Source organism: Streptococcus bouchesdurhonensis, from assembly GCF_948472335.1.
In genome coordinates this window covers 96,630-119,724 of sequence record NZ_CAOKTW010000005.1, presented here as the reverse complement: position 1 = coordinate 119,724, position 23,095 = coordinate 96,630, and the positions used below count along the sequence as shown (strand labels likewise).

General features: G+C 43.4%; 16 protein-coding genes, 11 tRNA genes and 3 rRNA genes. 1 reads left to right on the top strand and 29 read right to left on the bottom strand.

The window, feature by feature from the left end; translation table 11 throughout:
* Nucleotides 1–5: 5 nt before the first annotated feature.
* From QMQ21_RS09775 to pbp2a, 29 genes are all read right to left on the bottom strand, one after another.
* Nucleotides 6–4,397 (bottom strand): PolC-type DNA polymerase III, encoded by a 4,392-nt coding sequence (locus QMQ21_RS09775; protein WP_261023454.1) that lies wholly within the window; start codon nt 4,395–4,397, stop codon nt 6–8.
* A 103-nt stretch (nt 4,398–4,500) separates the two neighbouring features.
* A complete protein-coding gene (gene fusA, locus QMQ21_RS09770) occupies nt 4,501–6,582 on the bottom strand; it encodes an elongation factor G (RefSeq protein WP_261814356.1) in 2,082 nt (693 codons plus the stop codon).
* Between the two features lie 279 nt (nt 6,583–6,861).
* A complete protein-coding gene (gene rpsG / locus QMQ21_RS09765; protein ID WP_000087873.1) occupies nt 6,862–7,332 on the bottom strand; it encodes a 30S ribosomal protein S7 in 471 nt (156 codons plus the stop codon).
* 19 nt (nt 7,333–7,351) lie between these two features.
* The gene (gene rpsL / locus QMQ21_RS09760; RefSeq protein ID WP_001142332.1) at nt 7,352–7,765 is read right to left on the bottom strand and encodes a 30S ribosomal protein S12; all 414 of its coding nucleotides are present in this window, start codon (nt 7,763–7,765) and stop codon (nt 7,352–7,354) included.
* 313 nt (nt 7,766–8,078) lie between these two features.
* Complete coding sequence (locus QMQ21_RS09755) at nt 8,079–8,678, bottom strand: response regulator transcription factor (RefSeq protein ID WP_084950793.1); 600 nt, start codon at nt 8,676–8,678, stop codon at nt 8,079–8,081.
* The gene (locus QMQ21_RS09750; RefSeq protein WP_261057215.1) at nt 8,679–9,776 is read right to left on the bottom strand and encodes a sensor histidine kinase; all 1,098 of its coding nucleotides are present in this window, start codon (nt 9,774–9,776) and stop codon (nt 8,679–8,681) included.
* Entirely contained in the window at nt 9,776–10,513 is a 738-nt protein-coding gene (locus tag QMQ21_RS09745) for an ABC transporter permease (RefSeq protein ID WP_070482397.1), read from the bottom strand. Before QMQ21_RS09745 ends, QMQ21_RS09750 begins: the two co-directional genes overlap by 1 nt.
* A 1-nt stretch (nt 10,514) precedes the next feature.
* Nucleotides 10,515–11,399, bottom strand: a complete 885-nt coding sequence (locus QMQ21_RS09740) for an ABC transporter ATP-binding protein (protein WP_049551207.1) — start codon at nt 11,397–11,399, stop codon at nt 10,515–10,517.
* Nucleotides 11,386–11,580 carry a hypothetical protein gene (locus tag QMQ21_RS09735; protein WP_004258091.1) on the bottom strand — a complete coding sequence of 65 codons (195 nt, stop codon included), beginning with the start codon at nt 11,578–11,580 and terminating at the stop codon, nt 11,386–11,388. The genes QMQ21_RS09740 and QMQ21_RS09735 overlap by 14 nt, the downstream gene beginning before the upstream one ends.
* Nucleotides 11,577–11,783: a hypothetical protein gene (locus QMQ21_RS09730; RefSeq protein WP_025170907.1), complete on the bottom strand. Its 207-nt coding sequence runs from the start codon at nt 11,781–11,783 to the stop codon at nt 11,577–11,579. Before QMQ21_RS09730 ends, QMQ21_RS09735 begins: the two co-directional genes overlap by 4 nt.
* 488 nt (nt 11,784–12,271) lie before the next feature.
* Nucleotides 12,272–12,345: transfer RNA gene (locus tag QMQ21_RS09725), tRNA-Pro, on the bottom strand.
* A gap of 15 nt (nt 12,346–12,360) precedes the next feature.
* Nucleotides 12,361–12,434 (bottom strand) — tRNA-Arg (locus QMQ21_RS09720).
* Between the two features lie 11 nt (nt 12,435–12,445).
* Nucleotides 12,446–12,531 (bottom strand) — tRNA-Leu (locus QMQ21_RS09715).
* Between the two features lie 7 nt (nt 12,532–12,538).
* Nucleotides 12,539–12,610, bottom strand: a tRNA-Gly gene (locus tag QMQ21_RS09710).
* A gap of 22 nt (nt 12,611–12,632) precedes the next feature.
* Nucleotides 12,633–12,705 (bottom strand) — tRNA-Thr (locus QMQ21_RS09705).
* A gap of 18 nt (nt 12,706–12,723) precedes the next feature.
* Nucleotides 12,724–12,805, bottom strand: a tRNA-Leu gene (locus tag QMQ21_RS09700).
* A gap of 5 nt (nt 12,806–12,810) precedes the next feature.
* Nucleotides 12,811–12,883, bottom strand: a tRNA-Lys gene (locus QMQ21_RS09695).
* Nucleotides 12,884–12,907: 24 nt separating this feature from the next.
* Nucleotides 12,908–12,980, bottom strand: a tRNA-Asp gene (locus QMQ21_RS09690).
* A gap of 2 nt (nt 12,981–12,982) precedes the next feature.
* Nucleotides 12,983–13,055, bottom strand: a tRNA-Val gene (locus tag QMQ21_RS09685).
* A 4-nt stretch (nt 13,056–13,059) separates the two neighbouring features.
* Nucleotides 13,060–13,175: ribosomal RNA gene (rrf, locus tag QMQ21_RS09680) — 5S ribosomal RNA — on the bottom strand.
* Nucleotides 13,176–13,251: 76 nt separating this feature from the next.
* Nucleotides 13,252–16,153, bottom strand: a 23S ribosomal RNA gene (locus tag QMQ21_RS09675).
* Between the two features lie 125 nt (nt 16,154–16,278).
* Nucleotides 16,279–16,351 (bottom strand) — tRNA-Ala (locus QMQ21_RS09670).
* Nucleotides 16,352–16,402: 51 nt separating this feature from the next.
* Nucleotides 16,403–17,949 (bottom strand): 16S ribosomal RNA (locus tag QMQ21_RS09665).
* Together the 16S, 23S and 5S rRNA genes with 11 tRNA genes alongside form the textbook arrangement of a ribosomal RNA operon.
* Before the next feature lie 241 nt (nt 17,950–18,190).
* Nucleotides 18,191–18,262, bottom strand: a tRNA-Glu gene (locus tag QMQ21_RS09660).
* Between the two features lie 93 nt (nt 18,263–18,355).
* Nucleotides 18,356–18,835 (bottom strand): hypothetical protein, encoded by a 480-nt coding sequence (locus QMQ21_RS09655; RefSeq protein ID WP_261814355.1) that lies wholly within the window; start codon nt 18,833–18,835, stop codon nt 18,356–18,358.
* 120 nt (nt 18,836–18,955) lie between these two features.
* The gene (nusG, locus tag QMQ21_RS09650; protein WP_000376740.1) at nt 18,956–19,492 is read right to left on the bottom strand and encodes a transcription termination/antitermination protein NusG; all 537 of its coding nucleotides are present in this window, start codon (nt 19,490–19,492) and stop codon (nt 18,956–18,958) included.
* A 53-nt stretch (nt 19,493–19,545) separates the two neighbouring features.
* Nucleotides 19,546–19,722 (bottom strand): preprotein translocase subunit SecE, encoded by a 177-nt coding sequence (gene secE, locus QMQ21_RS09645; RefSeq protein ID WP_001210990.1) that lies wholly within the window; start codon nt 19,720–19,722, stop codon nt 19,546–19,548.
* A 9-nt stretch (nt 19,723–19,731) separates the two neighbouring features.
* The gene (gene rpmG / locus QMQ21_RS09640) at nt 19,732–19,884 is read right to left on the bottom strand and encodes a 50S ribosomal protein L33 (protein ID WP_001809375.1); all 153 of its coding nucleotides are present in this window, start codon (nt 19,882–19,884) and stop codon (nt 19,732–19,734) included.
* Between the two features lie 52 nt (nt 19,885–19,936).
* The gene (gene pbp2a, locus QMQ21_RS09635; RefSeq protein ID WP_125454981.1) at nt 19,937–22,132 is read right to left on the bottom strand and encodes a penicillin-binding protein PBP2A; all 2,196 of its coding nucleotides are present in this window, start codon (nt 22,130–22,132) and stop codon (nt 19,937–19,939) included.
* Nucleotides 22,133–22,218: 86 nt separating this feature from the next.
* On the opposite strand from pbp2a, the gene QMQ21_RS09630 reads away from it, so the two are divergent.
* Entirely contained in the window at nt 22,219–23,094 is an 876-nt protein-coding gene (locus tag QMQ21_RS09630) for an RluA family pseudouridine synthase (RefSeq protein WP_261814354.1), read from the top strand.
* Nucleotide 23,095: the final 1 nt, after the last annotated feature.

Genomic DNA, 23,095 nt, shown 5'->3' with positions numbered 1-23,095 from the left:
AGACCTTAAAACAACTCATCAAACAAACTCAACTGATTATCCTCTGGCATATTTCCAAGAATACCCATTTCATCCATCTTTTCAACCAAGGTTGATGAGAGTCCACCACGCTTGCGCAATTCTGTTTTAGATAGGAATTCTCCCTCTTCACGCGCTCGCACCAATTGCTTGGCAACGTTCTCTCCCAGACCATCCATAGCAACGAATGGTGGAATCAGTGTATCTCCGTCAATGATGAATTCAGTCGCATCACTACGGTAGAGGTCTAACTTCCCAAACTTGAAACCACGTTCCCACATTTCATTGACAATCTCAAGAGTTGTATAGAGGTCAATCTCCACATTAGAGGCCTCATTGTTCTTCCGTTTTTCAGAGATTTCTTCCATTCTGCGCTTGATAGCATCCAAGCCCGCCCCCATGGTCTTGATATCAAAAGCCTTAGCACGGATCGAGAAGTAAGCACAGTAGTAATAAATAGGGTGATGAACCTTGAAGTAAGCTACACGGAGAGCCATCATAACGTAGGCTGCCGCATGGGCTTTAGGGAACATGTACTTGATTTTTCCACAAGATTCGATATACCACTCAGGAACATTGTTGGCCTTCATAGCTTCGATATAACCATTGCGCTCTTCTTCAGAGATTTTGAGCCACAAGCCCTTACGTACCCGTTCCATAATGGTAAAGGCCATCTTAGGTTCCAGACCCGCATGCATGAGGTAAACCATGATGTCGTCCCGACAACCGATAACGGTCGACAGGTCCGCAATTCCTTGCTTGATTAAATCCTGGGCATTTCCCAACCAGACATCAGTACCGTGGGACAATCCAGACAACTGCAGCAACTCCGCAAAAGTCGTTGGGTGCGTCTCGTCCACCATTCCACGTACAAAGTTGGTTCCAAACTCAGGAATCCCCAGCATGCCCGTAGGCGTTCCGATTTGCTCAGGTGTCACTCCTAGCACATCAGTCCCAGAAAAGAGGGCCATTACGCCTTCGTCATCCATAGGAATTTCATTAGGATCAATCCCAGACAAGTCCTGGAGTTTTCGAATCATGGTCGGATCATCATGTCCCAGTACATCAAGTTTGAGGACGTTCTCATCGATATCATGGAAGTTAAAGTGAGTGGTCTGCCATTCAGCCGTCACGTCATCTGCTGGATACTGGACAGGCGTAAAGTCGTAAACATCCATATAGTTAGGAATAACAACGATTCCCCCCGGGTGTTGTCCTGTTGTCCGCTTGACACCAGCTGCACCTTGAGCAAGGCGTTCCACCTCTGCATCACGATAAAACTTCCCGTAGTCTCTCTCGTAGCCCTTTACAAATCCATAGGCAGTCTTAGCAGCTACCGTACCAACCGTTCCCGCACGGAAGGCATATTCCTCACCAAAGATATCACGCACATCCAAGTGGGCGCTAGGCTGATCCTCTCCCGAGAAGTTCAAGTCAATATCAGGAACCTTGTCTCCATCAAAACCAAGGAAGGTTTCAAACGGAATATCCTGTCCGTTTTTACTGAGTTTGTGACCACAGTTTGGACAATCCTTATTGGGCATATCAAATCCTGAACCGTACGAACCATCTGTGATAAACTCACTGTACTGACACTGACCACAGACATAGTGAGGAGAGAGAGGATTAACCTCCGTAATCCCAATCATGGTCGCAACGAAACTAGATCCTACAGACCCACGAGAGCCAACCAAGTAACCCCGTTCATTGGAACGTTGAACCAGCATCTGCGAGGCCAGATAAATCACAGCAAATCCATTCCCCAGAATGGAAGTCAATTCTTTTTCAATCCGCAAATCAACAATATCTGGCAGCGGATTTCCATAAATCTCAAAAGCTTTCTTATAGGTCAATTCAGCGACCGTTTCTTCAGCCTTGTCAATGAAAGGCGTATACAAGTCACCCTTAACAACCTCAACGGGTTCAAAGATTTCTGCCAAAGCATTGGTGTTTTCAATAACCAATTTGCGAGCTAATTCCTCTCCCAAGAATGCAAATTCATCCAACATTTCATTAGTCGTTCTAAAATGAGCTTTTGGAAGAGGAGCGGGTTGGGCATGTTCGCCATGACCAATAGTTCGGTTAATCATCGCCCCCTGTCCCAAACTACGGACGATAATTTCACGGTAAATCTCTTCTTCTGGTTCGATATAGTGGACATTTCCCGTAGCCAAAACGGGCTTGCCAAGACGGTCTCCCACCTCTATCAAACTCTTGATAATGGTCTGGAGTTCTTCCATATCCTTGACCTGCTCCTTGGCAATCAAGGGAGCATAGATAGCTGGTGGCATGACCTCGATAAAGTCATAATACTTGGCCACCTCAACCGCCGCATCCACACCTTGGGAAACAACCGCATCAAAAACTTCACCTTCTGAACAAGCCGACCCCAGAATCAATCCTTCCCGATGGGCATCTAAAACTGTTCTCGGAATTCGTGGCACCCCTTCAAAATACTTGGTATTGGACAAAGAAACCAACTTAAAGATATTTTTTAGACCTACCTGATTCTTGACATAAATAGTCGCATGCTTGATCCGAGCTTTTTTATAAGAATCTGGACTAATCAAATCAATATTAAGTCTAACTAGATCGGTCACACCATGTTTTTCTGCTACCTCTTTGATAAAGATGAAGAGCAGACGACCAGTAGCTTCCGCATCGTAGTTGGCCATGTGGTGATGTTCTAAGGCCACACCAAAACGCTTGGTCAAAGGTCCCAAACCATGACGCTTATACTCAGGATAGAGGTTTCTAGCAAACTCTAACGTATCGATAACTGGCTGACTAATCCTTGGAAGACCATGACGCTCATAGTTGGCATTCATAAATCCAACGTCAAAGGTAGCATTGTGGGCAACTAAGACCGTATCCTTGCAGAATTCTTGGAATTCTTGCAAAACTTGTTCCAGTGGTTTGGCATTTTTGACATGGTCATCTGTAATTCCAGTCAACTCAGTAGTAAAAGCTGACAAGGGATGTCCAGGATTGATAAATTCATCAAATTCAGCAATAACATTCCCCTTGTACATCTTAGAGGCCGCAACCTGAATCAAATCATTATAGATAGCTGAAAGCCCCGTCGTTTCCACGTCAAAGACCACGTAGGTCGCTTCCGACAAGTCCATCTCCACTTCGTTGTAGACGATAGGGACACGGTCCTCCACGATATTGGCTTCCATACCATAGATCAGCTGGATTCCCGCTTTCTTAGCAGCCTTATAGCCATGTGGGAAGGACTGAACATTTCCATGGTCTGTGATGGCAACCGCCTTGTGTCCCCACTTAGCAGCTGTCGCAACGATTTCTTCTACCTCTGGTAGTGCATCCATGGTCGACATATTAGTATGAGCATGAAACTCAACCCGTCGTTCTCCTTCTGGCATTAAATCCTTCCGCTCATAGTGAATAACTTCCTGCACGTCTTGCACGTTCATAGTCAAATCGCGTGTGAAGTTATTCATCTCCACATTCCCACGCACTCGGAGCCAAGAATTTTTCTTGATTAGATCAAATTTCTGAGCCTCTTCCTCATTCTTAACCCACTTTTGCATCGAAAAACTTGAAGTGTAGTCCGTCATTTTAAAATTGATTAAAACACGACCTGTTCTGGTCACTTTTTGCTCCATATCAAACACAACCCCTTCAAAGACCAGACGATTCTCCTCCGTCGTCACTTCGATCATAGGAGTAATCTCTGCCTTATCCAGCTTTGGTTTAGCTACAGCTTTTTTGACTTGAAAATCAAAGGCTGGCTTCTCTTCCGCTGGAGGAGGTGCCATCTGTTCCAGTTGTTCCATAGCACGGAGCGCTTCCTCATTGGCCGCTTGAACAATCTGCTCATTTTCAGCATGAAAGGCCTCTTCCTGTTCTTGGGTCAGCACATCATTTTTCTCTACTTGACAATTAAAAGTTGGAAAGCCAAATTTTTCAAGTTGTTTAGCTAAATTAGGAAGGTGATTTTTCTTAAAGTGTTCCTTATCAATCGCCTCGGAGCCTTCAATCAAGAGTTGATTGCCCTCAGCACGAACTTGCAAATTTTGATAAAGGGACTTAAAACCTTGACTAGCACATGGTCCCTCAGAGAAAGCCTCCCTATAGTAGGACTGCAAGAGTTGATTTGAAAATTCTTGAGACAGAGCCTTGATTTCGAAAATAGCTTTATTGCCTGTCTTAGAAAATTCTTCCCTCAAACCTTTCTTTAATTCTAAAAAGATTTCTATCGGTAAAATATTAGAAAATACGAAATGAAACTCCCATATCTTACTAATTTTATGAACCACAACTCGCTCAATATCGGCCTGTGCTAAAGCAGGAGCCTGTCTCATTTCAGCAGGCATCCCCAATTGATTCATCAAAATTTCAAAACTATTTGACATTCATTTTCCTCACATTATTCTCCTACTATTTTACCATACTTAGAGGTGTTTTCTAAAGACAAAAGGAAGCCACTAAGTGACTTCCTTCTAGAGTGAAGACTGATTAGTCTTCACCTTTGTTTTTCTTAATGATTTCTTCTTGTACTGACTTAGGTACATCTTCGTAGTGGTCAAATACCATCATGAATGTACCACGTCCTTGAGATGCAGAACGAAGAACTGTTGCGTAACCGAACATTTCAGCAAGTGGAACGTAAGCACGAACGATTTGGCTGTTACCGTGTGCTTCCATACCATCTACACGTCCACGACGAGCAGTTACGTGACCCATAACATCACCAAGGTTTTCTTCTGGAACAGTGATTGTTACAAGCATCATTGGCTCAAGGATAGCTGGTTGTGCTGATTTAGCAGCTTCTTTAAGAGCAAGTGAAGCCGCAATCTTGAAGGCAGTTTCAGATGAGTCGACATCGTGGTATGAACCATCGTAAAGCTTAGCTTTAACGTCAACCATTGGGTAACCTGCAAGTACACCGTTAGCCATAGATTCTACCAAACCTTTTTCAACCGCTGGGATAAATTCACGAGGAACCACACCACCGACGATTGCGTTTTCGAATTCGAATCCTTTACCTTCTTCGTTTGGAGTAAATTCAATCCATACATCACCGAATTGACCTTTACCACCAGACTGACGTTTGAAGAATCCACGTGCTTGAGTAGAAGCGCGGAATGTTTCACGGTAAGATACTTGAGGAGCACCTACGTTTGCTTCAACTTTGAACTCACGACGCATACGGTCAACAAGGACGTCAAGGTGAAGCTCACCCATACCAGAGATAACTGTTTCACCAGTTTCAACGTTTGTTTCAACGCGGAATGTTGGATCTTCTTCAGCCAATTTTTGAAGGGCGATACCCATCTTGTCTTGGTCAGCTTTAGATTTTGGCTCAACCATCAATTGGATAACTGGTTCTGGAACGTTGATTGACTCAAGAATGATTTTAGCTTTTTCATCTGTCAATGAGTCACCAGTTGTAGTATCTTTCAAACCAACGGCAGCAGCGATATCACCTGAGTAAACAGTGTCAATTTCTTGACGGCTGTTGGCGTGCATTTGAAGGATACGTCCGATACGCTCACGTTTACCTTTAGAAGTGTTCAATACGTATGAACCTGATTGAAGAACACCTGAGTAAACACGGAAGAATGTCAAACGACCTACGAATGGGTCTGTCATGATCTTGAAGGCAAGAGCTGCAAATGGCTCTTCATCAGCTGCTGGACGAGTTTCTTCTTCATCTGTATCTGGGTTGATACCTTTGATCGCTGGGATGTCAAGTGGGCTTGGAAGGTAGTCAATAACCGCATCAAGCATCAATTGAACACCTTTGTTCTTGAAGGCAGAGCCACACAATACTGGGAAGAATTCAACGTTGATAGTCGCTTTACGGATACCAGCTTTCAATTCTTCGTTAGTGATTTCTTCACCTTCGAGGTATTTCATCATCAATTCTTCGTCAGTTTCAGCAACTGCTTCGATCAATTTTTCACGGTATTCTTGAGCTTGGTCAAGGTATTCAGCTGGGATGTCTTCTTCAAGGATATCTGTACCAAGGTCGTTAGTATAGATTTCAGCTTTCATCTTGATCAAGTCGATGATACCACGGAAGTCATCTTCAGAACCGATTGGCAATTGGATTGGGTGTGCATTTGCTTGAAGACGATCGTGAAGTGTGCTTACAGAGTAAAGGAAGTCAGCACCGATTTTGTCCATTTTGTTGGCAAATACGATACGTGGAACTCCATACTCAGTTGCTTGACGCCAAACTGTTTCAGTTTGAGGCTCAACACCTGATTGTGAGTCAAGAACGGTAACAGCACCATCCAATACACGAAGAGAACGTTGTACTTCGATTGTGAAGTCCACGTGTCCTGGTGTGTCGATAATGTTTACGCGGTGGTTGTTCCATTGAGCTGTTGTCGCAGCAGATGTGATAGTGATACCACGTTCTTGCTCTTGCTCCATCCAGTCCATTTGTGACGCACCTTCGTGAGTTTCACCGATTTTGTGGATTTTACCAGTGTAGTAAAGAATACGCTCAGTAGTTGTTGTTTTACCAGCATCGACGTGAGCCATGATACCGATATTACGAGTTTTTTCAAGTGAAAATTCGCGTGCCATGAGGTTTGTTTCTCCTATTTATTTTTGATTTCTATTCTATTATAACATGATTTTAATAAAAACGGATAGGCAGGACCTACCCGTTCTCAATGTTTTCATGCTATTGTTGGTTTCAACTTGTAGATTTACAAGTTGAATTGAACTCGGGCTAAAGTTAATTAGCCGATTTGAGCCGGAACGGGATGCTGTGTGAAAAAGATAAACTTCCTTGTATTCGTCGAATACTGCGTCAGTTTTCTATTTTCACCTTGCATCCTTACCGTTCCTAGCATCATGATTTTACCAACGGAAGTGTGCGAATGCACGGTTAGCTTCAGCCATACGGTGAGTGTCTTCACGTTTCTTAACAGCTGCACCAGTGTTGTTAGCAGCGTCCAAGATTTCTTTTGCAAGACGGTCTTGCATTGTGTGTTCACCACGAAGGCGAGCGATTGTTACCAACCAACGAAGTCCAAGTGTTGTACGACGTTCTGGACGAACTTCAACTGGGACTTGGTAGTTAGAACCACCAACACGACGTGCACGTACTTCAAGTACAGGCATGATGTTTTCCATAGCTGTTTCAAATACTTCAAGTGCATCGTTTCCAGTAGCTTCTTTGATTTGCTCAAAGGCACCGTAAACGATTGAAGCAGCTGTACCACGTTTACCATCAAGCATAACGCGGTTGATAAGACGAGTAACTAGTTGTGAATTGTAAAGCGGATCTGGCAATACGTCACGTTTTGGAGCTCTATTTTTACGACTCATTTCTCTTTATCCCCTTTCCTTATGCTTTTGGACGTTTAGTACCGTATTTAGAACGGCCTTGTTTACGATCGTTAACACCTGCAGTATCAAGTGCACCACGGACGATATGGTAACGTACCCCTGGAAGGTCTTTTACACGTCCACCACGAAGAAGCACCACGCTGTGCTCTTGCAAGTTGTGTCCGATACCTGGGATGTAGGCAGTAACTTCGATAAGGTTGCTCAAACGTACACGAGCGAATTTACGAAGGGCTGAGTTAGGTTTTTTAGGTGTCATTGTTCCAACACGAGTTGCAACACCACGTTTTTGTGGTGAAGAAACATTTGTTTGAACTTTTTTATGACTGTTGTAACCAACGTTCAAAGCTGGTGATTTAGATTTTTCTACTTTTGATTTACGCGGTTTGCGAACCAATTGGTTAATTGTAGGCATCTACATTCTCCTGTGTTTTTTTATTTTTGGTGACGATACACTTGGTGACAGCTATCATCTGTGTGTACTTTTGCAACATTTGTCAGCACGTCCCTGTACACTCTTGAGAGACCAAAAGTAAAAAGTACCGTCTATTATTGTAACAAAATTTTCCCTTGGTTGTCAAGATATTTTTCTTTTTTATTGTTAATTTTAGCTCTTTTTTAGTGCTCCCCAAAAAAAGAAAAAGGAGGAATCCCACCCTCCTAAAGTTAGTATTGTTCCATTCAATCCCATCAATTTTAGCACATAATGTTCAAAAAATATTATATCATCACAACCAACCAGATTCTTTCGCGATATTAGCTGCCTCTGTTCGATTACCAGCATCTAGTTTCGAAAGAATATTGGTGACATAGTTTCGGACTGTTCCGTTTGATAAATAAAGTTGATCTGCAATTTCTTGGTTAGAGAAACCCTGAGCGATTCCCTTTAAAACTGCGATTTCTTGTTCTGTCAACGGATTGGGATGCGTCATCACCACTTCCATCAATTCAGGAGAATACTCCTTGCGCCCTTCGAGGACAGTGTGCAAGGTTTGCATGAGGTCTGCAATGTTTCTTTCTTTTAATACATAAGCATCTACTCCAGCCTTGACCGCACGTTCAAAATACCCAGGACGCTTGAAGGTCGTCACCACAACCACCTTTGTTTCTAGATTTTCTGCTCGTATCCACTCCAAGACTTCAAGACCTGTCTTAACAGGCATTTCTACGTCAAGGATGGCGATATCTACAGACTCCCTTTCTAATAGTTGGATTGCTTCTTGCCCATTCTTGGCTTGAATGACAGACTCCACATCCGGTTGAAGCGTGAGCAACTGGCACATGGCATCTCGCAACATACTTTGATCTTCTGCGACTAATACTTTCATCTACTTTCTCTCCTTATAAGGTAGTCGAACCTGAACTTCTGTCGGTTGTTTCTGACTAATTACCTTTACTTCTCCCGAAAATGGAAGAACACGATCTCGAACTGTATGGAGGTCATCCCCCTTTATAGAAGTAAAGCCACAGCCATCATCTCTCACTGTTAGAATGAGTTCTTTCTCTGTCCGTTCTAATTTTAAGTAGACTTTAGACGCTTTAGCATGCTTGATGATATTGGTCACTAACTCAAGCAAAATCATGGAAGTCGTTGACTCCAATTCCTGAGTAAGGCTAGCGGTATCTAGTTGATTAGCCGTTTCCACCTCAATTCCAGCAATCTCTAGCATCTTTTTCACAGTCTCTAGTTCGGATGTCAAAGTTCTAGACTTAAGATTTTCCACAATGGTTCGCACTTCATTCATGGAATCCTTACTGATCTGGTGAATGTCTTTTAATTCCTTTTCCACCTGTGGATAAGCCTCCATCTGAAATAACTGCAAGGCTAAATCTGTCTTGACACTCAACATAGCAAAGGTATGTCCCAAGCTATCATGCAAATCCTGACCGATACGACTACGTTCATTTTCAGCAAGCAATAGATTTATCTGGGCATTTTGCTTAGCCTGAGCTTCTTTCAAATCCTCCACAATACGAATCCGAACCAAGCCAAAAGTCATTAAATCGATAAAAGTGAGAATTCCAAGTAGGTAGACTAGAAACTCAACTTCAACTTCCTGAAAAATCAACAGTTGCCCCACAACAAGGACTTGAGCAAGGAGAAAAGTCCGGACATGTAAAGAATTAAAACTACGTACGCCGAAATGATAAATTAAGAGATTGGCAAGGAAAAAGAAGAACCAGATATAATTTACACCAACAAAGGCGGTATTCCCAGCTACATAGGCTAGCATGATAACCCAACAGAGCCAGGATAAGCGCTGACTCTTGGTGGTTAAAACGCCTAAGTAAGCCACCACAAATAGAATATCAATCAACAAATGCCAGCTAGGTAGCTCCCCAGTCACTACAGGAACGATGGGAAAAACCATAAAAATCAAACTGGCCCAATACATATAGTCTATGCTTTTCAGTCTTTCAAGCATTAAGCATTCTCCTTATGACCTTGAAGGTAAATGGTCAAACCAAACAAAACTGTTGAAAAAACAAGTAGATAAACTGTTGCTGATAAATTGATGCCATCCTCGTTTAAGAAGGTCTTGAGCAACTCCATCAACTGATAAGTTGGTAGGCACTTCCCGATTGCTTGCATCCAGTCTGGAAATAAAGAGATGGGCATCCAGAGTCCGCCTAAAACAGCCAAGCCTAGATAGAGAAGATTTCCCACGACAGACATCAGCTGACTAGAAGGCAAGAGTGTCAAGGTCAAGCCAAGCGCTACAAAAGCTACACTTCCTACTATCAGCAAGAGCGCAGCCCCAATCCAGCTTCCTAGAGGCATATCCACACCTCTAACCAAGTGCCCAACTGAGAAAACAACCAAGATTGAAACCAAATAATCAACCATCATACTTGTTATCTTTGATAGATAATATTCTACCATATTTACTGGAGTATGGCGCAATGTTTTCTGCCAGTTGTTGATTTTATCGGTATGTAAGACAGCTGGAAATGAAAACATGGCTGTCGACATCATGGAAAAGGCCGTCATAGAGATGAGGTAGTCACGCATAAAATTAGCTGGCCCATCTGGTGTATCCTGGTACATGCCTGAAAAGAATAAATAGAAGGCCGTCGGCATCCCTACTGACAATAGATAAGTTACTAATTGTCGTTTGGTCAATAGAAATTCTATCTTGTTTAGTGCGATCCATCGTTTCATCTTAGTCATCTCCTTTTTGTGTTTCTTCAAAGATTGTATCTAGCAAACTACGGTTATTAACTTCAATTTCTTGAATCCTACATCCTGCTTGCACTAACAGTTGCCAGAAAGCATCCGCTTCACGTGTAACTACTTGCAGGGCATCTTGTTTTTGTGACCAGTTTTCAACCAAGTTTGACTGCTCAACGACTTCCTTGTATGCTAGAGGAAGGATAAAGTGCTTTTCAATCTCCTCACTGCGCATGGCTAGAGGTGTTGTATCGCGAATCAACTCTCCCTTATTCAAGACCAAGATTCGGTCCGCTGTATGCTCTACTTCTTCGATATAATGGGACGAATAGAGAATGGTAACTCCCTTAGCTTTTAGCTCCTGAACAATTTCCCAAAAGCGTTGACGGGTTGAAGTATCCATGGCAGCAGTTGGTTCATCTAAAAAGACAAGCTTTGGTCGCCCAATCAAGGTCAAGACAAAAGAGAAAAGACGCTTTTGTCCACCTGACAATTTTTCTGCCAATTGCTCTTTTTGTTGCTTGTCAAACTGCAATAGTTGGTCGATTTCCCGGTTGCTCAAGGGATTTGGGTAAATGCTTTGAAAGAAAGCAATCAACTCTTTTACCTTTAGTTTCTGAACGATTACATTCTCTTGAGGGAGGTAGGATCTTGTATAGCCTAACTGAGAACTCGTCACTGGCAAGCCTTGGATAGATACTTGACCGCTTGTGACCAGTTTATCTCCAAGCAAACAGTCCAAGAGTGTGGTCTTTCCAGCACCATTGGGACCAATCAAGGCGACGCATTCACCTTCTGTTACCTCAAAGGAAATATCCTTCAAAATAGCCTTGCCCTTGATGTTTTTATTTAGGCTTTCTACCTTAATCATGTTCATCATATTCTCCTTTCAGCCACTCCTTTCCCATAGGAAAGGCGATAAAAATCATAAATCCTAATCCCCAGGCACCACGGATGAATTGGTGAAGGAAGGCTTGATCAAACCAACCTGTAAACATTTCTACCAACCATACCACTAGTGATAGTCCAATAAAAAGATAGAGAAACGCTTTTTTCATTTTTCAAACTCCTTTTTCACATCTGAGACTAATTTCAAACCTTCTCGGATAAGCCAGGACATCATTCCAAATCCTGCAAATAGCTCCCAAGGAAAATGATAGAAATCTTCATCCAATCCTGAGAACATGAGATAAGTCATGACTCCTGCTGCTACTAAACTCATTGCGACAATTACTTTATGTTTCATTTTTTCTTCCTCCATTTGATACATCTAGTATAACTCTTTGAAGGTAGAATCGCTAGAAGCTTCTGTCATGAGGAAATATGACAAATGTCATAAAAGATTCTATTTAAAAGAATCAAGAAACATTACACAACAAGATACAGAGTATGAAAGAATCTATAGTACCTCCATCAAAGTGATATCAAATTTAGACTATAACGTAAACTAATACGCATTTAAAATCAAAAGATCGGAAATTTTTATCGTACAAAACATATATATTATAGGTAGCACAAAAAAACTCTTCATTTATTTTCTTAAAAGTTTGTGAGAATTATACAATCTGTTAAATTTTAATTTATGTACCTAAACTACAGTAATCATTGAACAAATCAGGAAACAAAAAAGTATACTCAATCAAAATGAATTACTGAAATTAAAAAAGAGAGAAGCAAACTGATTCTCTCTTAATGTATATAATATCTAGTTAAAACAAAAAAGATACGCTTACGTATCTCTGTAATGAATCGGGAAGACAGGATTCGAACCTGCGACACCTTGGTCCCAAACCAAGTACTCTACCAAGCTGAGCTACTTCCCGAGTTAAATAGAAAAATGCACCCTAGAGGAGTCGAACCTCTAACCGCCTGATTCGTAGTCAGGTACTCTATCCAGTTGAGCTAAGGGTGCTCATTAGTTTATGCCGAGGACCGGAATCGAACCGGTACGATCGTTACCAATCGCAGGATTTTAAGTCCTGTGCGTCTGCCAGTTCCGCCACCCCGGCCTCTCTAAGCGAACGACGGGATTCGAACCCGCGACCCCCACCTTGGCAAGGTGGTGTTCTACCACTGAACTACGTTCGCACTGTTTTCTTCTATCTAAAAATGCCGGCTACATGACTTGAACACGCGACCCTCTGATTACAAATCAGATGCTCTACCAACTGAGCTAAGCCGGCTCATTTATTATATCTTAATGCGGGTTAAGGGACTTGAACCCCCACGCCGTTAAGCGCCAGATCCTAAATCTGGTGCGTCTGCCAATTCCGCCAAACCCGCATATATGACCCGTACTGGGCTCGAACCAGTGACCCATTGATTAAAAGTCAATTGCTCTACCAACTGAGCTAACGAGTCTAAAGTAACTTTCATTACCTTAAACGGTCCCGACGGGAATCGAACCCGCGATCTTCGCCGTGACAGGGCGACGTGATAACCGCTACACTACGGGACCTATGGGAGTTAACGGGATCGAACCGCTGACCCTCTGCTTGTAAGGCAGATGCTCTCCCAGCTGAGCTAAACTCCCTAGAGCTAAGCGACTTCCATATCTCACAGGGGGCAACCCCCAACTACTTCCGGCGTTCTAGGGCTTAACTTCTGTGTTCGGCATGGGTACAGGTGTATCTCCTAGGCTATCGTCACTTAACTCTGAGTAATACCTACTCAAAATTGAATATCTATTCAAAGCAAGAAAACCGTTCGCTTTCATATTCTCAGTTACTTTGGATAAGTCCTCGAGCTATTAGTATTAGTCCGCTACATGTGTCGCCACACTTCCACTTCTAACCTATCTACCTGATCATCTCTCAGGGCTCTTACTGATATAAAATCATGGGAAATCTCATCTTGAGGTGGGTTTCACACTTAGATGCTTTCAGCGTTTATCCCTTCCCTACATAGCTACCCAGCGATGCCTTTGGCAAGACAACTGGTACACCAGCGGTAAGTCCACTCTGGTCCTCTCGTACTAGGAGCAGATCCTCTCAAATTTCCTACGCCCGCGACGGATAGGGACCGAACTGTCTCACGACGTTCTGAACCCAGCTCGCGTGCCGCTTTAATGGGCGAACAGCCCAACCCTTGGGACCGACTACAGCCCCAGGATGCGACGAGCCGACATCGAGGTGCCAAACCTCCCCGTCGATGTGAACTCTTGGGGGAGATAAGCCTGTTATCCCCAGGGTAGCTTTTATCCGTTGAGCGATGGCCCTTCCATACGGAACCACCGGATCACTAAGCCCGACTTTCGTCCCTGCTCGAGTTGTAGCTCTCGCAGTCAAGCTCCCTTATACCTTTACACTCTGCGAATGATTTCCAACCATTCTGAGGGAACCTTTGGGCGCCTCCGTTACCTTTTAGGAGGCGACCGCCCCAGTCAAACTGCCCGTCAGACACTGTCTCCGATAGGGATCACCTATCCGGGTTAGAGTGGCCATAACACAAGGGTAGTATCCCAACAACGTCTCCTTCGAAACTGGCGTCCCGATCTCATAGACTCCTACCTATCCTGTACATGTGGTACAGACACTCAATATCAAACTGCAGTAAAGCTCCATGGGGTCTTTCCGTCCTGTCGCGGGTAACCTGCATCTTCACAGGTACTAAAATTTCACCGAGTCTCTCGTTGAGACAGTGCCCAAATCATTACGCCTTTCGTGCGGGTCGGAACTTACCCGACAAGGAATTTCGCTACCTTAGGACCGTTATAGTTACGGCCGCCGTTTACTGGGGCTTCAATTCATACCTTCGCTTACGCTAAGCACTCCTCTTAACCTTCCAGCACCGGGCAGGCGTCACCCCCTATACATCATCTTACGATTTAGCAGAGAGCTGTGTTTTTGATAAACAGTTGCTTGGGCCTATTCACTGCGGCTGACTTAAAGTCAGCACCCCTTCTCCCGAAGTTACGGGGTCATTTTGCCGAGTTCCTTAACGAGAGTTCTCTCGCTCACCTGAGGCTACTCGCCTCGACTACCTGTGTCGGTTTGCGGTACGGGTAGAGTATGTTTAAACGCTAGAAGCTTTTCTTGGCAGTGTGACGTCACTAACTTCGCTACTAAACTTCGCTCCCCATCACAGCTCAATGTTATAGAACTAAGCATTTGACTCAGTTCACACCTCACTGCTTAGACAGACACTTCCAATCGTCTGCTTTAGTTAGCCTACTGCGTCCCTCCATCACTACATACTCTAGTACAGGAATATCAACCTGTTGTCCATCGGATACACCTTTCGGTCTCTCCTTAGGTCCCGACTAACCCAGGGCGGACGAGCCTTCCCCTGGAAACCTTAGTCTTACGGTGGACAGGATTCTCACCTGTCTTTCGCTACTCATACCGGCATTCTCACTTCTATGCGTTCCAGCACTCCTCACGGTACACCTTCATCACACATAGAACGCTCTCCTACCATACCTATAAAGGTATCCACAGCTTCGGTAAATTGTTTTAGCCCCGGTACATTTTCGGCGCAGGGTCACTCGACTAGTGAGCTATTACGCACTCTTTGAATGAATAGCTGCTTCTAAGCTAACATCCTAGTTGTCTGTGCAACCCCACATCCTTTTCCACTTAACAATTATTTTGGGACCTTAGCTGGTGGTCTGGGCTGTTTCCCTTTCGACTACGGATCTTAGCACTCGCAGTCTGACTGCCGACTATAATTCATTGGCATTCGGAGTTTATCTGAGATTGGTAATCCGGGATGGACCCCTCACCCAAACAGTGCTCTACCTCCAAGAATCTCTAATGTCGACGCTAGCCCTAAAGCTATTTCGGAGAGAACCAGCTATCTCCAAGTTCGTTTGGAATTTCTCCGCTACCCACAAGTCATCCAAGCACTTTTCAACGTGCCCTGGTTCGGTCCTCCAGTGCGTCTTACCGCACCTTCAACCTGCTCATGGGTAGGTCACATGGTTTCGGGTCTACGTCATGATACTAATTCGCCCTATTCAGACTCGGTTTCCCTACGGCTCCGTCTCTTCAACTTAACCTCGCATCATAACGTAACTCGCCGGTTCATTCTACAAAAGGCACGCTCTCACCCATTAACGGGCTCGAACTTGTTGTAGGCACACGGTTTCAGGTTCTATTTCACTCCCCTCCCGGGGTGCTTTTCACCTTTCCCTCACGGTACTGGTTCACTATCGGTCACTAGGGAGTATTTAGGGTTGGGAGATGGTCCTCCCAGATTCCGACGGGATTTCACGTGTCCCGCCGTACTCAGGATACTGCTAGGTACAAAGACTATTTTAAATACGAGGCTATTACTCTCTTTGGCTGATCTTCCCAAATCATTCTTCTATAATCTTTGAGTCCACATTGCAGTCCTACAACCCCGAAGAGTAAACTCTTCGGTTTGCCCTCCTGCCGTTTCGCTCGCCGCTACTAAGGCAATCGCTTTTGCTTTCTCTTCCTGCAGCTACTTAGATGTTTCAGTTCACTGCGTCTTCCTCCTCACATCCTTAACAGATGCGGGTAACAGGTAGTACCTGTTGGGTTCCCCCATTCGGAAATCCCTGGATCATCGCTTACTTACAGCTACCCAAGGCATATCGTCGTTTGTCACGTCCTTCTTCGGCTCCTAGTGCCAAGGCATCCACCGTGCGCCCTTATTAACTTAACCTTATTTTTTTGACCTTTCAGTCATAAACTCTTATTAATACTACAGCGTTTTCGGTTTATTTTCTTGTTACTATTTGATATAGATATTCAATTTTCAATGTGCATTACTTGGTGATCTCTCACCAATGGAGCCTAGCGGGATCGAACCGCTGACCTCCTGCGTGCAAAGCAGGCGCTCTCCCAGCTGAGCTAAGGCCCCACAAGACCTCTCAAGACTAAACAAGACCAATGCGCAGTTCCTTATCCTTAGAAAGGAGGTGATCCAGCCGCACCTTCCGATACGGCTACCTTGTTACGACTTCACCCCAATCATCTATCCCACCTTAGGCGGCTGGCTCCTAAAAGGTTACCTCACCGACTTCGGGTGTTACAAACTCTCGTGGTGTGACGGGCGGTGTGTACAAGGCCCGGGAACGTATTCACCGCGGCGTGCTGATCCGCGATTACTAGCGATTCCGACTTCATGTAGGCGAGTTGCAGCCTACAATCCGAACTGAGACTGGCTTTAAGAGATTAGCTTGCCGTCACCGGCTTGCGACTCGTTGTACCAGCCATTGTAGCACGTGTGTAGCCCAGGTCATAAGGGGCATGATGATTTGACGTCATCCCCACCTTCCTCCGGTTTATTACCGGCAGTCTCGCTAGAGTGCCCAACTGAATGATGGCAACTAACAATAGGGGTTGCGCTCGTTGCGGGACTTAACCCAACATCTCACGACACGAGCTGACGACAACCATGCACCACCTGTCACCTCTGTCCCGAAGGAAAACTCTATCTCTAGAGCGGTCAGAGGGATGTCAAGACCTGGTAAGGTTCTTCGCGTTGCTTCGAATTAAACCACATGCTCCACCGCTTGTGCGGGCCCCCGTCAATTCCTTTGAGTTTCAACCTTGCGGTCGTACTCCCCAGGCGGAGTGCTTAATGCGTTAGCTGCGGCACTAAACCCCGGAAAGGGTCTAACACCTAGCACTCATCGTTTACGGCGTGGACTACCAGGGTATCTAATCCTGTTTGCTCCCCACGCTTTCGAGCCTCAGCGTCAGTTACAAGCCAGAGAGCCGCTTTCGCCACCGGTGTTCCTCCATATATCTACGCATTTCACCGCTACACATGGAATTCCACTCTCCCCTCTTGCACTCAAGTTAAACAGTTTCCAAAGCGTACTATGGTTAAGCCACAGCCTTTAACTTCAGACTTATCTAACCGCCTGCGCTCGCTTTACGCCCAATAAATCCGGACAACGCTCGGGACCTACGTATTACCGCGGCTGCTGGCACGTAGTTAGCCGTCCCTTTCTGGTAAGATACCGTCACAGTGTGAACTTTCCACTCTCACACTCGTTCTTCTCTTACAACAGAGCTTTACGATCCGAAAACCTTCTTCACTCACGCGGCGTTGCTCGGTCAGACTTCCGTCCATTGCCGAAGATTCCCTACTGCTGCCTCCCGTAGGAGTCTGGGCCGTGTCTCAGTCCCAGTGTGGCCGATCACCCTCTCAGGTCGGCTATGTATCGTCGCCTTGGTGAGCCGTTACCCCACCAACTAGCTAATACAACGCAGGTCCATCTGGTAGTGATGCAATTGCACCTTTTAAGCAAATGTCATGCAACATCTACTCTTATGCGGTATTAGCTATCGTTTCCAATAGTTATCCCCCGCTACCAGGCAGGTTACCTACGCGTTACTCACCCGTTCGCAACTCATCCGGAGAAGCAAGCTCCTCCTTCAGCGTTCTACTTGCATGTATTAGGCACGCCGCCAGCGTTCGTCCTGAGCCAGGATCAAACTCTCATTAAAAGTTTGAGTTCTCACTCATTTCTGTCACTGACAGATTTATTGTTTTTTCATTGTTCAGTACTACAACAATTGTTGTAGTGCCCTGCACATTGGTTCGTCTTGTTCAGTTTTCAAAGGTCTTTGTCACTTGCTTCTCTCAAGTGACAACTATATTAGTATATCACAGTCGCTTTCGCTTGTCAACACTTTTTTGAAACTTTTTTAATCTTTTTTCATCAAGTGCCTCAACCACAACATACCATAGTCCGTACGGGATTCGAACCCGTGTTACCGCCGTGAAAAGGCGGTGTCTTAACCCCTTGACCAACGGACCTGAGCTGTTATTTTCAACTCTTACTATTATACTGGCTTTTCAAACTTTGTCAACACTTTTTTTAAACTTTTTCATTTTTTTTTGCATGGTTTCCTAGTGTGTACGGATATCAAACTCCTTAAACACAATACGTAAGTCTCTTAATACTCTTTGACGCCCTCGGAAGCGTTCATGTCTTAAGACGCGTTCTAACTCTTCTTGTTTATCTTTACTTTGTTTGCTTCTATAATCTCTTAGTGTCTCATGAAAGAGATAATACTCATCTAGCCAGAGACCTCCCTCACTAATACGATGACAGATCTCACCTACTTCTTCATAAGGTTCTTTATCATATCTACGCTTCTGGCTTTCTTGTTTACGGATATGGTCTAAAATTCGATTACGGAATTTAGTTTTGAAGTATTTACGTAAACGAGGAATATCTTCTACTAGCTCTTCTTCTCTACTAATCAATTCATGTAAGCAAATCATTCCCTCTTGGTCCCAATCTGATAGCTCCCATAAATGCAAGTAATATTCATTTCTACTCTTATATACAATTCCCTGGACTTCTTTATACAATTCTTTAAACATAACGTTCCCCTTTCTAGATACAGTCTAACAGATTCAGAAACACTTTTGTCCCATTTCCTCCATTCTGTTCCCTACACCGTCTAAACTGCACAAAAAAGAGAGGGCAAGCCTCTCTTTGGGTTATAATTCTGCAATTTGGTTTAGGTTTACTTCTGCAACTGTGTCATTACCAAACATAGAGATAATCATCTTCACTTTATTGTTATCAATCTCTGTAATCTTACCAGTATAGTCTGCAAAAGCACCATCAATGATACGTACAGTTTGACCAACTTCAACATCGATATCAAACTCTTGTACAGTTTGTCCCATAGAAACCAAGATATCACGGATTTCTTGTTCCAATAATGGAGTTGGTTTTGATCTATTTCCGTGAGATCCGACGAATCCTGTAACGTTTGGTGTGTTTCGAACAACAAACCAAGCTTCATCTGTCATCACCATTTCTACAAGAACATAACCTGGAAAGCGATTCTCTTCTACTTCTTTTCTCTTTCCATTTTTTTCAACTTGCACTGTTTGTGTTGGAATTTCAACACGTAAAATATTATCCAACATATTGTAGGTTTGTGCACGTTGCAATAGATTTTCTTTTACCTTATTTTCATAACCAGAATAGGTTTGTAAGACAAACCATCCTTTATCAAAACTATCCATGATACTTCCTTTCATAATAGAAGATTTCTAGCGTGAATAACTCCACAGGTCTTCTAAAAAATGTTAATAAATCGAATCAAACCTGAAACAATCAACTTGTCAAAAATATAAATAATCACAACAAAGAAAGCAGTGTATTCCATGATAGAACGAAAATCTCTCCAGCTTTCCTTGCGAGTTGGCCATGTTGTGTCTTTAAGAAGTCTAAAAATATCTCCAATAAAACGCATCGCTCTCTCCTATCTCGTTTCTCTGTGTGTAGTGTACTTACCACAATGTTTACAAAATTTATTTACTTCTAGTCGTGTTGGCTTGGGGTTTCCGCTGATCTTGATTGAATAGTTTCTCGAACCACAAACCGCACAAGCTAGGCTTGCTTTTTTTAGTGCCATAACGCCTCCATCCTATCTATTATAACAAGAAAGCTAGGCTTTGACAAGCATCTTAACGAAATAGATTGACTACCGAATCCCATATCGTTTGAGCCTTTTCCTTAATTTTAGCATCCGAGATAGCACGGCTAGCCTCATCTACCAGATTTTGTGCACGACTTCTAATATCAGAAAGGCTATTATCCGCCTGATTTTCTTCATTACTCTGTACTTGATTTCTTGTATTGGCTGGTGCAATTCCATTTTGCTTATAAGCATTTTCAACTGTAAAGGTACTTCCTGGCGTATAAGGTAAAATGGTATTTGCAATATTTCTAAAGACATGGGCTGCACCGTTTGAAGTAGATCCTGCTAGATAGTGGCTTTCATCAGTGGTAGGGAAACCAAGCCAGTGACTAATCACTACATCCGGAGTATAACCAATTACCCACTGGTCACTTGTGTATTCAGGATTGAAAACAGCTTCAGTTGTTCCAGTTTTTCCTGCCATGACATAATCTGCAGGAGATGAACTAATACCGGTACCGTTGGTGAATGTCCCCAACATCATACTGGTCATCTTATCAGCTACAGACTTATCAATCACCCGTTTTTGTGAATTTTTATGGCTCGCAATGACCTGACCACTAGCATTTTCAATTCTACTAATAAAATGAGCTTCCGGCATTAAACCTTCATTTGCAAAGGCAGCATATGCTTGAGCCATTTGCAGAGGGTTGGTTTCAACACCGCTTCCCAAGGCGACGCCAAGAACACGGTCGACCTTTTCCATGTTGAGTCCGAATTTTTCGCCTGCCTCAAAAGCCTTATCAACGCCCAAATCATTAACAGTGGCAACAGCAGGCAAATTAAGCGATTCTGCCAAGGCTTGATACATAGGAACTTCTCGACTCGTTTTGATCCCGGCATAGTTATCAACCTTATAGCTGTCATACTGCATAGTATGGTTATCCAACTGCTTATTCAAAGCCCAGCCAGCTTCAACTGCAGGCGTATAAACAACTAAAGGCTTAATTGTAGAACCAGGGCTACGTTTTGATTGAGTTGCATAGTTGAAATTCCGGAATCCAGTTTTATCATTGCCAGCAACCTGACCGACAACTCCACGAACTCCACCTGTTTTCGGTTCGAGAGCCACACTTCCTGATTGAGCAAATGTTCCATCCTCTGCCCTCGGAAATAGCGATGTATTTTCATAGACAACCTGCATATTTGCTTGATAGTTTTGGTCCAGCTCTGTATAAATGCGGTAGCCATTATTGACAATTTCTTCCTCTGTTAGATTATACTTGGAAACAGCTTCATTAACCACCGCATCAAAGTAAGAAGGATAGCGATAATCTGAGATTTTTCCTTCATACTTATCGTGCAATTGCGAAGTCATATCAACTTCTGCAGCTTCGGTTTCTTGGTTTTTATCAATGTAACCCGCTGCAAGCATATTCTGCAAAACAGTATCGCGACGATTGGTAGAATCTTCTACAGAATTCAAAGGATTATACAGTTCCGGCCCCTTTAGCATTCCTGCCAGAGTCGCAGCTTGATCCAAACTCACTTCTGACGCAGAAACTCCAAAATATTTCTTACTCGCATCTTCTACACCCCACACACCATTTCCAAAATAAGCGTTGTTAAGGTACATGGTTAGAATTTGATCCTTACTATATTTTTTTGTTAATTCTAAGGCAAGGAAAAATTCTTTCGCTTTTCTCTCAACAGTTTGATCCTGCGACAGATAGGCATTTTTAGCCAGCTGTTGGGTAATAGTAGAACCACCACCTGAACGACCAGCAGTGATAATCGCCAAGAAGAAACGACCATAGTTAATCCCGTCATTTTTATAAAAAGAACGGTCTTCTGTCGCAATAACGGCATTCTGCAAATTTTTACTGATATCAGTCAATTCAACATATGTTCCTTTTTGACCGGACAAGGCACCAGCCTCCTTTTCTTCACGGTCAAAAATGAGAGTTCGAGTTTTCAAGGCATTTTGTAAATCATTGACATTGGTTGATTTGGCAACAGCAAACAAATAGGTTCCAACTAGCAAGCTTGCACTCAAACCTAGTATAAGGACAATCTTTGTTAGATGATAGCGACGCCAGAATTTTCGAATTGGACCCACTTGGGCTAATTTTTTTCGATCACTACGAGAGCGACGTAAGCTAGTAGAATCAGAATCCTCTGATTCACTTGTTTCTTTTTTAAAAAGAGAAAGAAATTTCTCGAATAATTTATCTAATTTCATGCGTTTATTTTATCATCTTCATCATAGGAAGACAAGAATTTAGCTATTTCCTATCCAAATAGGGCTTTTTTTGTTACAATATCTGTATGCAATTCACATTTACATTACCAGACTCTCTACCTCAAATGACGGTTAAGCAATTACTAGAGGATCAACTCCTCATCCCTAGAAAAATCCGTCATTTTTTGAGAATCAAGAAACACATTTTGATTAATCAGCGAGAAGTTCATTGGAACGAGATTGTAAGTCCTGGAGATGTTTGCCAGTTAACGTTTGACAAGGAAGATTATCCCGAAAAAGAAATCCCTTGGGGCAATCCTGACCTCGTTCAAGAGGTTTATCAAGATCAACACTTGATTATTGTCAACAAACCAGAGGGGATGAAAACGCATGGTAATCAGCCAAACGAAATCGCCCTTCTTAACCATGTCAGTGCCTATGTTGGCCAAACCTGCTATGTTGTTCATCGTCTAGACATGGAAACCAGTGGCTTGGTTCTCTTTGCCAAAAATCCTTTTATCCTGCCTATTCTCAATCGCTTACTGGAGAAAAAAGAGATTTCTAGGGAATATTGGGCACAGGTCGACGGACATATCAACAGCAAAGAACTTGTTTTCAAAGACAAAATTGGGCGTGATCGCCATGACCGCAGAAAACGAATAGTTGATACAAAAAATGGGCAATATGCTGAAACGCATGTAAGCAGATTAAAGCAATTCCCAGACAAAACTTCCTTGGTTCGTTGCAAACTAAAGACCGGGCGAACCCATCAGATTCGTGTGCACCTTTCGCATCATAACTTCCCTATTTTAGGCGACCCTCTCTATAATAGTAAATCAAAAACAAGTCGGCTTATGCTCCACGCCTTTCGACTGTCCTTTACCCATCCACTTACTTTAGAGAAATTAAGCTTCACTACCCTTTCCGATACATTTGAAAAAGAATTAAAAAAAAATGGATGAT